The following is a 13476-nucleotide window of genomic DNA, read 5'->3' as shown; positions in this document are numbered from 1 at the left end:
CCTCAGACTACAAGCTATGTGAGCGGTTAAGTGGTGATGATGTATTTTGGTTTGGCTTTGATGCTGTCTTTAGTGCAGAGCCAGTTGTTCTTGTAGATCCAACAGACACGATCTCAGAAGCGAACAACGCAAGTGCTAACCAAAGACCACACATACCAATAATGCCGAGTAAACCAGCACTACCCATTGGCAATTCATAAGGGAATGCACCCACATCAAAACGTGGAATGGTTTGAACTTCCATCATGGTGACCCAACGTACCGCCCATGCTGAAATGATGGTCGCAAGTGCCACAAGGATGACGCCAAGCTTGCTTTGCGATAGACGCTGCAGCGGAAGAACCAAGATCATGCACAGCAAAATGCTGGTGGTCATGATGCCTAAATTAATGCCCCAAGCGTCGTTCTCATACAAGTTGAAGTGACCATGGTTAGATGCCCAAATCGACGTAAGAGTGATGGCAAGACCGCCCGTTAAGGTAATGGTTCTTTGTACCAGAGCGAGGTCTGTTGGTTTTAAGCTTGGTTTGCTTGAAGGCAGAAGAGCCCAAATCAACAGCGTTAAACCCGTTGCAGCAAAGAATGCGGTCGTGAACCAAAGCAGTGGAGAAGCCGGTTGATGCCAAAGCGGGCGGCTCGCCAAAATTGCAATCTCGGCACCGGTGTAAAGCGCAATGCTTAAGCCCGATACTGCCGTCACAGCAGCGAGTGCAATCATCAGTTTTGTCGATACCTGCCATTGCCCTAGTGTTAGCCAAGACAAGCGTTTTAGAAGCGGATTTTCGCTCTCTTTAAGTTGTGCGATGTCATCACGGAGGTAAACCCAAGCCGTCGCGACAGCCAGACCAGAGAACAGAGGAAGAAATAGAGAACCTAGTGACATCCATGACCAAGGTGTGATGTGAGCGTAGAAGTGCCACGCACGTCCAGGTTGGTGCAAGTCACCAGTAAGAGCTAACGGACCAACAATCGCGCCAATCGCCATCACAAGTACAAGGGCAGAACGGAATTGGTGGCTGGTCGAATTTTTGAAGATAAGTGCAATCAAAAACAGAATAGCCGCTGCGTAAGCCGAACCAATGTAGAAGAAATATTGAACCGCCCACGGTAGCCAAGCGATCTCTTGAGCGGGAACTAACACCTCGGTGATATTCATGCTGTCTCTCCTTGTTTGCTAGAGGATGAGTTATCGATGGCGGCTGGATCATAAATCGCAGGTTGACCTTCGATATGGTTAACGAAACGCTCGTTCATGCCGATATAGAAAACATGTGGGTTGGTGTTCTGCTCTGGCTTAAGCACCTTGATGTCGTCGTGGTTTTCATTGAGTAGACGGTTGATCTCGCTGTTTGGATCTTTAAGGTCGCCAATCACACGTGCGCCACCGACACAAGTTTCTACACAAGCGGGTAGCAAGCCATCTTCAAGGCGGTGTGCACAGAAGGTACATTTGTCGGCGGTCAGTGTGTCGTTATTAATAAAACGAGCATCGTAAGGGCAGGCTTGAACGCAATAAGCACAGGCTACGCAGCGTTCGTTATCGACCATCACAATGCCGTCTTCACGTTGGAAGGTCGCTTGAACAGGGCAAACCTTGATGCAAGGTGCGTTGTCGCAGTGGTTACACAGGCGAGGCAGCATGAATGATTTCACCTCTTGTTGAGCCGTCGAGCCATCATCAAGGGAGACTTCATACTGTTTTACTGTGGTTCTGAACTGGCCAATTGGAGCTTGGTTTTCAACGCTACAGCCAACAGTACATGCCTGACAGCCTACGCATTTACGCAAATCAATCGCCATGGCGTAGCGTTTGCCTACTTCGCCTTTGCGGTCAGGTTGGTTGTTATTGCGAATGGCTGTGCTTGCGACTGCGGTGTTGATTCCGGTAATGGGAATGAGCGCAGCACCGGCGGAAACCTTACCGAACTGGCTGAGAAACCGTCTTTTCAATGAGTCCATGTTGGTACCTATAAATGGGTATTCTATCTGTTGGGCTCATTGTCAGATTTTGGGCGTACGCGGGGTATTGTGGATTTCCACATACCCAGATCAAAGTTGATCTAGAACAAATGCGGTTTTAGCAATCTAGCTGTTATGCTTTGTTTTAGGGGCTTATTTAAGGCGATTAAAAGCATGAGCTAAGCGCGAAACACGCCGCTGACATAAAATGAATCGAGAATAAATTGGATAAACAGTCCGTTTGGAGAAAGAGATTTCAGTGACCGTTCGAAAACTAATGACCATTGTAAGCCTTTGTTGGTTGAGCCTAGCCGCAGGTGTGTGTGTCGCTGCTCAATCTGAACAAGCGATAGCAGCTTCAAGCACAAGCCCAAACCAAAACACAGGTGAAACCGACCAGATTATCGAGGTTGGTGTGTTGGCGACTCGAGGTAAGCTTTCGGCGCAGCAACGCTGGCAACCAACAATGGATTGGTTGTCTGAACGCATTCCGGGTAAGCACTTTGTTCTCAAGCCTTTTAATTTGGAAGAGATGGCGGAAGCGGTGAAAGATGTCACGGTCGATTTTGTTGTCACGAATCCCGGTCAAGCAGTGCGCTTAGGGCGTCAATACGCGCTATCTTGGATGGCAACCATGACCAGTCACAATTACGACGATCAAGGTGTGAGCAGCACGCGCAGTATCGGTTCTGCATTGGTGGTCAGAAGAATGTCACCCTATATCTCGTTTGAACAACTTAGTGGAAAGCCAATTGCGGCTGTCTCTGAAAATGCGTTTGGCGGCTACCTGACTATGCGTTACCAAGTAATGCAAGAGGGACTCAATCCCAATCACTTTTTCTCTGATACTCAGTTCTTGGGTTTCCCTATTGATGCCAGTTTGTACCAATTGCGAGAAGGACACATTGAGGCGGCAGTCGTCCCTGCTTGTTTGGTTGAAAACATGATTAGCGAAGGTTTGCTGGTGGCTGGTCAATATCGAATCATCGGCAATCAAGCGCCTGAAGGCTTCCGATGCCAAGTGTCTACGCCGCTGTATTCCAACTGGTCGTTTGCTAAAACAGAGCGAGCTTCTTCAGCACTGGCCAAGCAAATGAGTCAGGTGCTGTTTTCAATGCCAAAGAGCAGTGCGCCAGCGATTGCAGCCAATGCTTCGGGTTGGACGTCACCAACTAGTCTGCTCTCTATCGACAAGCTGTATCAGCAGCTCGACATGCACCCACTGCAACAGCCATGGTGGAAGGAAGCGTTAATCTGGCTTAAGTACAATCAGCAATGGGCTTGGGCGTTCTTCATTTTTGTGGTGTTACTGAATGCTTACCACTTCTGGTTGGAGTACAAATTCAGCCGCAGCAAAAAGCAGTTGGAAGCCACGTTGCACAAGCTAAAAAGTAAAAGTGAGCAGCTAGAACACTCTCAACGAATCGCCGTGGTCGGTGAGTTGGGAAGCAGTTTGGCGCATGAGATCAATCAGCCTTTGGCAGCGATTCGTAACTACAGCGAAGGCGGTTTATTACGGATTTCTAAGAATAAACCATTGACCGATATTGAACCTGTGTTCGAGAAGATTCAGTCGCAAGTGGATAGGGCAGACGCGATCATTCAACGCTTAAGAAACATGATAAAGAAACGTTCATCTGAAAAATCTCAGACTGACATCGAGCAGTTACTCACAGACACCATTGAGTTGATGCAATTTCGATTACAGAAACACAAGATTACCATTGAACGCCACGCCGTAGGTAAGCCTATTGAGCTAGATGTTGATTCGGTAGGGCTACAACAAGTGATTGTAAACCTGATCAACAATGCGACCGACGCCTGTAATGCACAACAGCACCGCCAACAAAGCGCTACGTCTGATATTGATAACAAAAACAGTGAAGCCGCGACAATTAAAGTGATTACCGAGTATCAACCGGATAAAATGATGTTGTCGGTCATCGATAACGGCACGGGCTTAGATTTTACTGAGCAGCAAGTCACTCAAGCCTTTGTGAGCAGCAAAGAAAACGGTTTAGGGTTAGGGCTTGCGATTTGCCAAGACGTGATTGAAGACCACAGCGGTCAAATGACCATTAAGTCACTGACTCCTCATGGCTGTCACGTTGCAGTGACGTTACCTTTTTCTCTTTCAAATGATTCATAAGGAATCTTGTTATGCCTGAACTTCATCAAACGTTGCCGGTTTATGTGGTTGATGACGATGAGTCGATGCGTGACTCGCTGGTGTTCTTATTGGAAGAGCATGATTTCACTGTGTCCGCCTATGAAGATGGCCCTAGCTTTTTAGACTCTGTGGATCTCACAAAGCCGGGCTGTGTAGTGCTAGACAGCAGAATGCCAGAGATGAGAGGGCAACAAGTTCATGAGTTGATGGTGAAAGCACAGAGCCCGCTGTCGGTTATCTATCTGACAGGGCATGGGGATGTGCCAATGGCGGTAGAAGCCCTGCAAGCAGGTGCGGTGAACTTCTTCCAAAAGCCAGTAAAAGGTGGGGAATTGGCCGAGGCAATCAAGCAAGGGTTAGAAGCCTCTGAAAAGCACCTTCACATGAATGTGTATCGCCAAGCTTATGCGTCGCTGACCGAACGAGAAATCGACATCCTTAAGCAGATCATTGATGGTAAGCGTAACCAGAAAATAGCCGATGAATTGTGCATCGCGATGAGAACAGTTGAAGTACACCGAGCAAGCTTGATGAAGAAATTCTCAGCGAAGACGGTTGCGGAACTGGCTTACATATACGGGCAATTGACTTAACTATCACTGTGCGAAATTCCTGATGGAAACCCATCAATTTTGTCACCGACATTCAGATTTTTTCTGATGAAAGATAGTCCTCATTTAACCTCTATATTGAAGCAAGATCACACCCTTTAGGGAGTGCATACCGATAGGCCTCTGCAGACTTTTTATCGTTATGTATTCCTGAGATACTGAACTAAGTTCATTTTAAGGTGGAACGCGTTAATAACGGCGCTTTTCCCTGTAATTCGAGACATTCACTATGGTTGATAACACCTCGATATCGAGATTTGTATCAGCCGAGTTAGGTTAAAATATTTTATGAGTACAATGGGAATCGCAATTGGTGCGACGGCTCTTTCGTTAATACTTGTGGCCGTGTGGCTGATTTCTTTATCGCTAAGAAAACAGCGCTTGGAACAAGAACGCAAAGCTCGTGCGGTCGCTTACCGAAAAGCGATTGAAAAAGCACGCATCCAAGAGCAAAAAGAGCGTCATTTCAAAGCTGAAACCGGACATGTTCCGTCGATTCTATATTTAGCGAAAGAGGCCGAACGTAACAATATTAAGGAAGCTTTGTATTGGTACGATAAGGCCGCACATCTAGATAATGTCAACGGTATGTATGGCATTGTGCGTTTGAGTATGAAGCGCAAAGAAGACCTGATTTTAAGAGAAAAAGCCAATTTCTGGCAGCTTGCGATATCAGCGATGGATAACGATCTGGTGGCTAAATTTGAGATGGGTAAAGCACTCGTTTCTGGGCGCGGAACCGATAAGAACATCCCCAAGGGTTACACCTATATCGAAGAGTCGGCAATGGGCGGTAATACCGAAGCCATGCTGTTTATGGGCGAGTGGTGTCTAGACAAAGAAAACCCAGACTACTCAGCTGAAAGCTCGTTCGAGTGGTACCACAAGGCCGCTGAAAAAAATAACCTAGACGGTAAGATCAAACTGGGTATGAGCTATTTGAATGGTGTTGGTGTTGAACCGAATCACGGCGAAGCGGTGTACTGGTTTGAAACTGCAGCGGAAAAGAACAGCGCAGAAGCCATGTTTAGAGCTGGCGAAGCGTGGATTGACCATGGTGAACACGGCAACGCGATTGCTTATATCTGGCTATTCTTGTCGGCTCATTTTGGTTACTCAGAAGCGAAGCATTTGAGGGATAAAGTCGGTGGTGAACTGGGTGTCGATGCCGTCGTGGGCTTACAAGCTCTGACTAAGCCGATAATGACCAAGCTGACTCAAGAAGCGATCACTAAGCATTCAATCATTAAAGCGCTCAATAAGCTATACAAGCGTAATATACCGATCCCTAAGAAAGTGAAAGAAGCGTCTGATGAAGAAGGTGAGGCATTGAAAGTAGATGCGAGCCATCTAGATACTCAAACTTCGAGTGCTCAAGATACGAATGTCGATTACAGCCAGCAACCTAACACTGAACAAGCGCCAACTGAGAGACAAGCAACCCCAAATAGTGACCCTCTAGACTTCAGTCAGTCTGCGGTTGAGTCTAACTGGAACAGAAACCAGTAAGTCTTGCTCATTGGCTTGATAGGTTCTCCTATGGAGCAAATGGCTGAGAGCTATTAAGTGATGTCGTTTCAGCTTTAACCACGAAAATTAGACAACAAAAAAGGGAAGCAGATGCTTCCCTTTTTATTGGCTCCTCAAAACCACCGCCTAGGGCGGTGGTGATTGTTCCTTGAGGCTATAGCCTGAAGAAGTGCCCATGTTAGAAGTAACCTCTTATTCACCACAAGTAAGAGGAAACAACCACATGGGCGATTACAGAAGTTCATCACATGTCTATTGGCGTTGCAAATACCATATAGTTTGGACTCCAAAGTACAGATATAAGATTTTGAAAGATAAGGTAGGAAAGGAGCTTTATCGTTCAATCTATATTTTGTGCAATATGAAAGACTGCGAAGTTTTAGAATTAAACGTTCAACCAGATCATGTTCATCTTGTTGTCATTATTCCTCCCAAGTTATCAGTATCGAGTTTGTTAGGAGTTTTAAAAGGCCGAACAGCAATTCGACTTTTCAATAGATTCCCACATATACGTAAGAAATTATGGGGAAATCACTTTTGGGCTAGAGGGTATTTTGTAGATACGGTCGGTGTGAATGAAGAAGTCATTCGGCGATATGTACGACACCAATATAAGCAGGACATAGAGTATGAACAACAATTACAGTTATTGAAGAACTGATAGCGCGGACGCCCCCTTTTAGGGGGTTATAAAGCAAAACCGCCTTCTAAGAAGGCGGATATTTTTTTGTGTGCTGTTTGCTTTAAGAGCTAAGAGCTAAGAGCTAAGAGCTAAAACCCAAAGCTTATGATGCTTTGTTTTGCTCAGCTTTACATACTGCAGCAGTGAACACTACGTCAGTTGAGCTGTTAAGCGCTGTTTCAGCAGAATCTTGAATCACACCGATAATGAAACCTACCGCTACAACCTGCATCGCTACATCGTTAGAAATACCGAATAGGCCACAAGCAAGTGGGATAAGCAGTAGTGAACCGCCAGCAACACCAGAAGCGCCACATGCCGATACCGCAGCCACAAGACTTAGTAGAATCGCTGTGAAGATATCAATCTCAATACCCATTGTGTGTACAGCTGCAAGCGTTAACACAGTGATGGTGATTGCAGCACCCGCCATGTTGATTGTTGCGCCTAGAGGAATCGATACAGAGTAAGTATCTTCGTCTAGGTTTAGCTTCTTACAAAGGTTCATGTTTACTGGGATGTTTGCAGCACTTGAACGGGTGAAGAATGCTGTTACGCCTGATTCACGAATACATTGCAGTACGAGTGGGTATGGGTTCTGTTTTGTTTTCACAAATACAAGCAGTGGGTTAACCACAAGTGCGATGATCAGCATTGAGCTAAGTAGAACTGCTAGCAGTTGACCGTAGCTTGCTAGAGCATCGAAGCCCGTTGTTGCGAATGTCGTTGAAACAAGACCAAAGATACCGAATGGTGCGAGACGAATGATGAAGCGAACAATGTGTGAAACACTGTGGCTTAGGTCTTCGAAAACCGCTTTGGTTGTTGCAGATGCGTGGTGCAGTGCAAGGCCAAGGCCGATTGCCCAAGCAAGAATACCGATGTAGTTTGCGTTCATTAGCGCGCTAACTGGGTTATCTACAAGCTTGAATAGAAGAGTATGAAGAACCTCAGCAATACCTTGAGGAGGGTTAGCACCTTCAGCGCCCGCAACCAGTGTCAAAGTGGTTGGGAACATGAAGCTCAGTACTACAGCAGTCAGTGCAGCAGAGAACGTACCAATCAGGTAAAGCACTATGATTGGACGCATATGGGTATGCTGACCTTTCTTTTGGTTTGCGATAGAAGCTGCAACAAGAATGAATACTAAAATTGGGGCAACAGCTTTCAGAGCACCAACAAACAGACTACCTAGTAGGCCTGCGTCTTGAGCTGCTGAAGGAGAAACCATGGCGAGAACGACACCGAAAACAATACCAGCAAGGATCTGTAGGACAAGATTCCCACGAGCGATGCGGGCGAGCATGTTGTGATTTTGCATAAAATACCTGCAATTGTTAAATTATTATAGTGATGTATCTTTTATAAAGTTGTACCAAATCCAACTATACACTAGTGGAATGGGCGGTCATATTAGCGGGATCTAAGAGGGTGTCTAGGAATAGTTTACTTTTAGGGTGATTGTTTGCGCTACGTGGTGTTTTTAGAGCTAAATGTTAAATAATTGTGTTTTGATTGAGCTATAAATCTGCGTAACTACATTTATTAGACCTAATATACTGTAAATTTGGAAATGTAAATGCTCATAGGTAAGAACATTGTGTGCATAAATAGTCGCTTTGCTACCAAATTGAAACAAAAAGCCCCACGTGTTTAACACGGTGGGGCTTAGTCGTTTAAATAAAGCGTATTTTGATTAACCTGATTGGTTAGTCAGTCGCTTTTTTAATGTTTCGGCTTTCAGACTGTACGGTTTTGTACATCTTGGAAAGCTGTTTGCTGTTCGCGCGTTGTTCTGCCAATGAGGCGCCATTTCTGGCTTGCTCTCTCAATAACTTTTGATAGTTAGTAAATCGTCTTTCAGACAAATCACCCTCCTCAATGGCTTTGCGTATCTTGCAACCCGGCTCTGATTCATGATGACAATCAGAGAAGCGGCAGTGCATGGCTAACTCTTCGACATCAGAAAAAGTTTCACTCACGCCTTCTGCGCAGTCAGCAAGTTGCAGTTCTCGCATTCCAGGAGTATCGAGCAGTAAACCACCCGATGTTAGCAAGTGGAGCGATCGTGATGTGGTTGTATGACGGCCTTTACTGTCGTCTTCACGAATGCCACTCGTGGCTTGTTGAGTTTCACCAAGCAATGAGTTTACTAGCGTAGATTTGCCCACACCAGATGAGCCCATCAAAGCGACGGTTTTGCCTGTTTTACACCAAGGTGACAAGACTTGAGTTGAGTCTTGGTCTAGGTTGTTTACCGCTTCGATCATCAGCATAGAATCTAAGCTTTGCACTTGTTGTACTTTGTCTTCGTAGTCGTCACATAAGTCTTTCTTGGTGAGTACGATAACCGCTTCAACCTGTGCTTCATTGGCGAGCGCTAGGTAGCGTTCGATACGGCTTAGATTAAAGTCGTTGTTTAACGAAACCACGATAAAAACCGTGTCGATGTTCGCCGAGATATATTGTTCGGCGACGCGACTGCCAGCTGCTTTACGGCTGAAGAGCGATTGACGTTCTAGCAAGCGGTCAAATTGCAGCTCAGAGTTCAAGATTACCCAGTCGCCAACCGTCATTGCGGGTTGGTTCTGATGGATAGGCAGAACGATCTCGCCTTGTTCTGACGCCAGTGTATAGCCGCTGCGATGGTGCGCGGTAATACGAGCAATGACGGAGTGGTCATAGTCTTCGAGTGTCAGTTGTTGTTGGAATACAGGTTGCCATCCAAGTTGTTGAAGTGACATTGGATGAGAAAATGCGTTTTGTGAATTCATGTTTATTTACCCAGACGTGCGAGCTTTCTTTTCTTGTGAGAGCATTAAAGTCTTATCAGTGCATTAAAGTCTTATGAGAGCATTAACATCTTGTGAGATCTCAGTTTGTTGAGGAGATCAAAAAGTGTTTATGAGACCAAAAAGCGTTGATGAGATAAAAGCATCGAGACGTCAAAAATGTTTTGAACTTGGGTCGAATTCAAATAGATAGGACCCCGGATTTAGTCATGCGTTATTGAGCATGCAGGTATCGATCACTTATAGATCAATAGTAAACCGGGTAAAAGTGTGCGGTAGCCAGTAGATGGCTTGATGTTGGTCGTTCTAGATTAAAGTTTGCTTAACCAAACAAATTAACGCGTTACTTTTACTGCCAGTTTTAGTGTTTTCATTACAATCATCTTCTATTCTCCTTGGTTATTAATGTGGTCAGGCTTTGAATAAAAAGCGAGCTCAGTTTAGCAAAAAGCCACGATGGCGAGAAGTCATCGTGGCTTAATTTATTTCATTGATTGTGAATCCGATTAGTGATGATCGTGATTCATCTTTTTCATGCCGCTCATTACTTTCTTAACCGGCGCGTCAAAGGTTTGGGTTTCACCGTTCGCGAAAGTCAGTGTCATCTCGATCTGCTCACCTTCTTTTAGACCGTCTTTTAGATCGAACAACATAATGTGCAGACTGCCAGGCTTAAGTACCGCTTCACCATTCGCAGGGATTGTGATTTGTTGAACTTGGCGCATCTTCATTACGTCGCCATCAACGATAACATCATGAAGCTCTACCTTGCCTGCTGCGGGTGTAGTTGCAGAAACAATAGCGCGATCTTTATCGCTGTGGTTCATCAGAGTCGTGAATACCGCGCTGTTCACTGCTGAAGGTGGTGTTGCGCGAGCGTACGCGTCGTGAACCATAATGTCGCTATTCGCGTGAGCAAAGGGAGTGAGCAATAAGCCTGCTAGAGCAAGTGCTTTTAACTTCATGTTGTTGTCCTTATTTTTATGTTTTGGTCTGGGACCTGACTTTATGTTTGAACTCTATTCGTTAAGTTCTTTGTTGTTACGTTTTACTGCGTCAGCTTGTTGATGGCCTCAACAATTGGTGCAGGTGTTAACGTGTGCGGTACTTTAGTAATCAAGGTACCGTCGGGCTTTAAAAAATAAAAATATGAGCTGTGGTCAAGGGTGTATTCCAGCTCAGAACCTTCAAGCTTGGTCTTTCTGAAAATCACACCGTAGTTATGTGCAAGCGTTGTTGTCACATCCAACGGGCCACTTAACCCTTCCATCATTGGGTGGAAGTATTGTGCGTATTCGTAAGAAGCTTCTGCGGCATCGCGCTCAGGGTCAAGCGAGACAAACATCGGGCGAATCTTCGCTTTTGCTTCGTCAGAGACTTGGTTAAGTGCGCCAGCTAACATTGCTAGTGAGGTAGGGCAGACATCTGGGCAGCGTGTGAAACCGAAGTAAACGATACGGATTCTGTCGTCGGTTTGGTCAAAGATTTCCGTTGGCTGGTTATCTTTACCGAAAAGGGTTGTTGCTGAGAACTCTTGTTTTGCAGCATGTTGCTCTTGAGCTTCGTTTTGTCCATCAAGGTAGCTTTTGACACCAAAGCCAAGTACAAACGCTACCACTAATGCTAACGACCAATTCTTACTCATCTTGCCATCCTTATTGCAGGGTTTACGGTTTCAACACCATCGGTGAGTTCGCCAAGCCAAGTCATTTTATCCATGGTACACACAGGTAAAATTACATCACCTTCATAGGTATTGTTGCCAATATTCTTTAATTGAAAACGTGCTGATCCCATTTCCATTTCTAAGCCAGTGAGTGACAGCATTAATGTTTCAGATGCTGCGCCTTCCCAAACGACTTTGATTTTGGTCGGAACCAGAGGCTGTGCAGTCTCATGCTCAAGCGTCATCGCAACGGTATTTTGCTCACACGATTCAGTTGAAAGCATGCAGTAATCATCTAAATTAACGTTAGCGGGAGTTTGCTCCATCGCTGACTTAAAATGCTGAATTGCTTGCGGCCCATAAAAGCCTGCCACGAGAGCGATTCCAAGAGCTGCAACCTTTAATGCTGGGTGCATGTCGAGTTCTCATCTAATTTTATAAGAGCGGCGATGTTATCATACCCCTCAATACGTGCTTGTATCAAAAAGCAATTTTGTGCGTATGGTAGATATAAAAAAGCGAAGCCATAAGCTTCGCTTTGATTCATTTCATATGGTGCGTCGCTACTAAGCTCGGCACCCTACATGCTAACTTAAGCACGATTGTTAGAGATTAGTCAGCATTGCGCTCAGCAAACTTTTCTAAACCCAGCACTAACGCGATAGCCATCAACATCATGATCACCGATAAAGTAAGCTGAGAAGGTTGAGACGTTACCGCTTCGAAATTGAACGGAGATAGGTTCTCTTGAATCAGTGGTACTTGCTCACCTTTCGAGTTGGTGCGCCAGCTGATGGTTTCTTTCCAAGGCCAGATCTTCGGTAGCGTACCGATCATTAAACCCGTTAAGAACACCAATGTGAAATCGCGGAATGAGCGTAGTAACCAAGAGAGTACGTGCGAGAAAGTCAGTAGACCAATCACACAGCCGCCAAGGAATAGGGCAAGTACATCGATTTGAAACGATTTAACAGCGCCAAGCACTGGGCCATACATGCCAATCAGAAGCAGAATAAAGCTGCCTGAAATACCCGGTAAGATCATCGCACAGATCGCAATCGCACCCGCAATCAAGACGTTGATGCTGGTTGGCTCCATTTGCAATGGCTTAAGCACGGTAATGCTATAAGCGAAGGCAACACCAAGCAGTAAAAAGACGAATCGAATCATATCGCGCTTTTCTACTTGCTTAAGAATATGGAAAACCGACACTAAGATCAGGCCAAAGAAGAAAGACCACAGTGGAACAGGGTGGGTGACCAATAACCAAGAAATCAGTTTTGCAAATGTCGCAATGCTCGTGAATACGCCTGCGAACAATGAAATTAGGAAGAAACCATTGATGTGGTTAAACGCGGCTTTGAAGCCTTCGCGTTTCCATAGGCCAAGTACGCTAGGGTTAATTCTGCGAATGCTTTCTAGCAGCGTATCGTAGATACCAGTGATGAATGCGATGGTTCCGCCCGACACGCCAGGGACAACGTCTGCTGCGCCCATTGCCATGCCTTTGAAAAAAGTACTTAAGTAGTTCATTGCTTCATAGAGTTGAGGATGATTTTGTGCAGTATACAAACTTTAGTGTAAAAAAAGTATGAATATGCTTTTGGGGAAGGGCTTTTATTACTCTATTAATTGTAAGGCAATAAGTTGAAGTGAATATTTGCCTAACATATAGATAACAACCACTTAGTGATTTGTCATTAAGAACAGCGATGAAACTGATCCCTTATCGATATTGCATCTTGGTTGCATTATGCAAATGCACTTTGCAATTCGCATGATAAATTCATGGTTTTTATGCGATGCAGGGCTTATAAAACGTCGAATAAAAGTTGGCACGCTAACTGCATTATATTAACCGACCCTTCTTAAGCCGAGGGTCACCTAGCCAACTGACGTTGTTAGTGAACCTATGATTTGTTCACAAATATATAGAGCCAATCGCGATTATTGCGGTTGGCTATTTTTTTGCCTGTCGTTTGGCTATCTCTAGCTTTTATCGGTTACTCCCCATTCTCTAAGCGAAAAAAAAGCCAGCCACCATCGGTGACTAGCTTATGTTTTCT

At 45.1% G+C, this 13476-nt stretch carries 12 protein-coding genes; 4 read left to right on the top strand and 8 right to left on the bottom strand.

What is annotated here, in order from left to right; translation table 11 throughout:
• Positions 1 to 7 precede the first annotated feature (7 nt).
• Positions 8 to 1156, bottom strand: a complete 1149-nt coding sequence (gene nrfD, locus L0992_19860) for a polysulfide reductase NrfD (protein ID XGB70269.1) — start codon at positions 1154 to 1156, stop codon at positions 8 to 10.
• The gene (locus L0992_19855) at positions 1153 to 1959 is read right to left on the bottom strand and encodes a 4Fe-4S dicluster domain-containing protein (protein ID XGB70268.1); all 807 of its coding nucleotides are present in this window, start codon (positions 1957 to 1959) and stop codon (positions 1153 to 1155) included. The genes nrfD and L0992_19855 overlap by 4 nt, the downstream gene beginning before the upstream one ends.
• Positions 1960 to 2218: 259 nt before the next feature.
• Here L0992_19855 and L0992_19850 point away from each other — a divergent pair, with 259 nt between their 5' ends.
• The 4 genes from L0992_19850 to tnpA all read left to right on the top strand — a co-directional run bounded on the left by L0992_19850 (position 2219) and on the right by tnpA (position 6931).
• On the top strand, positions 2219 to 4108 hold the full coding sequence (locus L0992_19850; protein XGB70267.1) for a sensor histidine kinase: 1890 nt from the start codon (positions 2219 to 2221) through the stop codon (positions 4106 to 4108).
• A gap of 11 nt (positions 4109 to 4119) precedes the next feature.
• A complete protein-coding gene (locus L0992_19845) occupies positions 4120 to 4722 on the top strand; it encodes a response regulator (GenBank protein XGB70266.1) in 603 nt (200 codons plus the stop codon).
• A 306-nt stretch (positions 4723 to 5028) separates the two neighbouring features.
• Complete coding sequence (locus tag L0992_19840; GenBank protein XGB70265.1) at positions 5029 to 6249, top strand: sel1 repeat family protein; 1221 nt, start codon at positions 5029 to 5031, stop codon at positions 6247 to 6249.
• A 244-nt stretch (positions 6250 to 6493) separates the two neighbouring features.
• On the top strand, positions 6494 to 6931 hold the full coding sequence (gene tnpA / locus L0992_19835) for an IS200/IS605 family transposase (protein XGB70392.1): 438 nt from the start codon (positions 6494 to 6496) through the stop codon (positions 6929 to 6931).
• Positions 6932 to 7055: 124 nt separating this feature from the next.
• Here the strand turns inward: tnpA and sstT are convergent, their stop codons facing one another.
• From sstT to L0992_19805, 6 genes are all read right to left on the bottom strand, one after another.
• Complete coding sequence (gene sstT / locus L0992_19830) at positions 7056 to 8273, bottom strand: serine/threonine transporter SstT (GenBank protein XGB70264.1); 1218 nt, start codon at positions 8271 to 8273, stop codon at positions 7056 to 7058.
• Between the two features lie 388 nt (positions 8274 to 8661).
• Entirely contained in the window at positions 8662 to 9726 is a 1065-nt protein-coding gene (gene rsgA / locus L0992_19825; protein ID XGB70263.1) for a ribosome small subunit-dependent GTPase A, read from the bottom strand.
• A gap of 524 nt (positions 9727 to 10250) precedes the next feature.
• A complete protein-coding gene (locus tag L0992_19820; protein XGB70262.1) occupies positions 10251 to 10709 on the bottom strand; it encodes a copper chaperone PCu(A)C in 459 nt (152 codons plus the stop codon).
• An 83-nt stretch (positions 10710 to 10792) separates the two neighbouring features.
• Positions 10793 to 11389, bottom strand: coding sequence for an SCO family protein (locus tag L0992_19815; GenBank protein ID XGB70261.1), 597 nt, complete (start codon positions 11387 to 11389; stop codon positions 10793 to 10795).
• Positions 11386 to 11826: a hypothetical protein gene (locus L0992_19810; GenBank protein ID XGB70260.1), complete on the bottom strand. Its 441-nt coding sequence runs from the start codon at positions 11824 to 11826 to the stop codon at positions 11386 to 11388. Before L0992_19810 ends, L0992_19815 begins: the two co-directional genes overlap by 4 nt.
• 196 nt (positions 11827 to 12022) lie before the next feature.
• A complete protein-coding gene (locus L0992_19805) occupies positions 12023 to 12943 on the bottom strand; it encodes a DUF368 domain-containing protein (protein ID XGB70259.1) in 921 nt (306 codons plus the stop codon).
• Between the last annotated feature and the right edge of the window lie 533 nt (positions 12944 to 13476).

It is taken from the genome of Vibrio pomeroyi (assembly GCA_041879425.1).
Taxonomy (GTDB): Bacteria; Pseudomonadota; Gammaproteobacteria; order Enterobacterales; family Vibrionaceae; genus Vibrio; species Vibrio pomeroyi_A.
Note: the sequence above shows the minus strand (reverse complement) of the source record. Positions and strands in the feature narration are given on the sequence as shown.

Bases quoted from the DNA above. Each gene is read 5' to 3' on its own strand.
- rsgA (XGB70263.1), bottom strand. From the start codon at position 9,726: ATGAATTCACAAAACGCATTTTCTCATCCAATGTCACTTCAACAACTT.
- L0992_19820 (XGB70262.1), bottom strand. From the start codon at position 10,709: ATGAAGTTAAAAGCACTTGCTCTAGCAGGCTTATTGCTCACTCCCTTT.
- nrfD (XGB70269.1), bottom strand. From the start codon at position 1,156: ATGAATATCACCGAGGTGTTAGTTCCCGCTCAAGAGATCGCTTGGCTA.
- L0992_19840 (XGB70265.1), top strand. From the start codon at position 5,029: ATGAGTACAATGGGAATCGCAATTGGTGCGACGGCTCTTTCGTTAATA.
- L0992_19810 (XGB70260.1), bottom strand. From the start codon at position 11,826: ATGCACCCAGCATTAAAGGTTGCAGCTCTTGGAATCGCTCTCGTGGCA.
- L0992_19855 (XGB70268.1), bottom strand. From the start codon at position 1,959: ATGGACTCATTGAAAAGACGGTTTCTCAGCCAGTTCGGTAAGGTTTCC.
- L0992_19845 (XGB70266.1), top strand. From the start codon at position 4,120: ATGCCTGAACTTCATCAAACGTTGCCGGTTTATGTGGTTGATGACGAT.
- sstT (XGB70264.1), bottom strand. From the start codon at position 8,273: ATGCAAAATCACAACATGCTCGCCCGCATCGCTCGTGGGAATCTTGTC.
- L0992_19815 (XGB70261.1), bottom strand. From the start codon at position 11,389: ATGAGTAAGAATTGGTCGTTAGCATTAGTGGTAGCGTTTGTACTTGGC.
- L0992_19805 (XGB70259.1), bottom strand. From the start codon at position 12,943: ATGAACTACTTAAGTACTTTTTTCAAAGGCATGGCAATGGGCGCAGCA.
- tnpA (XGB70392.1), top strand. From the start codon at position 6,494: ATGGGCGATTACAGAAGTTCATCACATGTCTATTGGCGTTGCAAATAC.